Source organism: Nocardioides sp. P5_C9_2, assembly GCF_054049555.1.
This window is the reverse complement of the sequence record NZ_JBFUMD010000704.1, coordinates 1-1,337: the sequence shown is the minus strand read 5'-3', so window position 1 is coordinate 1,337 and position 1,337 is coordinate 1. Positions and strand designations below refer to the sequence as shown.

The following is a 1,337-nucleotide window of genomic DNA, read 5'->3' as shown; positions in this document are numbered from 1 at the left end:
CGCCAGTTCCGCGCGGGACTGCCTGGTCGCAGAGGGTGGCGGCGTACGACGTGCGGGTGGCTCGTCGGCCCGTCGGCCGCCGCCAGTTGTCGCGCGCGGGCTGGGTGGGTCTGTCGGCTGCCGCCAGTTGCGCGGGTGGGCCCGCAGGGTGGTGGCGTACGACGTGCGGGTGGCTCGTCGGTCTGTCGGCTGCCGCCAGTTCCGCGCGGGACTGCCTGGTCGCAGAGGGTGGCGGCGTACGACGTGCGGGTGGCTCGTCGGTCTGTCGGCTGCCGCCAGTTCCGCGCGGGACTACCTGGTCGCAGAGAATGGCGGCGTACGACGTGCGAGTGACTCGGCGGCCCGTCGGCCACCGCCAGTGCGCGGAAGTGCCGCGAGTGCGACGCAGCGTCAAAGGCGGGGGAGCGGGCGGCCAGGAAATGCACAGTGCCCCGGACCCGTGAGGGTCCGGGGCACTCAGTGCCGTGCGCTGAGCGTCAGTGGCCGCCGCGCAGCGGGGCGTCCTCGACCGTGTGGTCGCTGTGGCCGTCGAACTGGTGGCCGTCGRCCGGGTGGTCGAGACCCGCCTCGAGCTCGTGCTCGTGGGCGGCGTGGTGGTGCGCCTCCGCGAGCTCCTCCGCCGTGGGCTTCTGCACGTTGTGCTCGTACATCTTCTCCGAGAGCTTGGCCCGCAGCGCCTGGACCCGGGATCCTGGCGCCACGACGCCGTTGCCGTCGGTGTGGCTCTCGACGGTGTGGATCTCGTCGCGGTCACGGGCGGTCATGGTGTACGCCGCCGTGTCGTTGATGGGCAGGTGGCGCTCGGAGTAGCCGCCGTCGGGGGACCGCATGATGATGCCGGTCTCGTAGCCGTGCAGCAGCTTCTCGTTGTCGTGGCGCTGCAGCGAGATGCACCAGCGGCGGGTGATGAAGAACGCGATCGCCGGGCCCACGAAGATCATCAACCGCATGACGTGGGTGATGTCGTTGATGCCCATGTTGAACTGGATGGCGATCAGGTCGTTGCCGCCGGCGGCCCAGGCGAGACCGTAGAAGGTCATCAGCGACACCATCACCGCGGTACGGGTGGGGGCGTTGCGCGGGCGCTGGAGCAGGTGGTGCTCGCGCTTGTCCCCCGTGATCCAGCCCTCGATGAACGGCAGCAGCATCAGGATGACGAGCATCAGCGGCGGCACGATGAGGATCGGGATCATGACGTTCCACGAGATCGTGTAGCCGAAGATCACCGACTCCCAGCCGGGCATGATCCGCAGCAGTCCGTCGGGCCACCCCATGTACCAGTCGGGCTGCGAGCCGGCCGTGACCTTGGTCGGGTCGTAGGGGCCGAACTTCCACAC

The 1,337-nt window shown here is 69.8% G+C and carries 1 pseudogene; it reads right to left on the bottom strand.

Features of this window, described 5'->3' with window-relative positions:
• Positions 1–476: 476 nt before the first annotated feature.
• Positions 477–1,337: pseudogene (locus ACXJKL_RS21150) on the bottom strand (ubiquinol-cytochrome c reductase cytochrome b subunit); the annotation flags it as partial.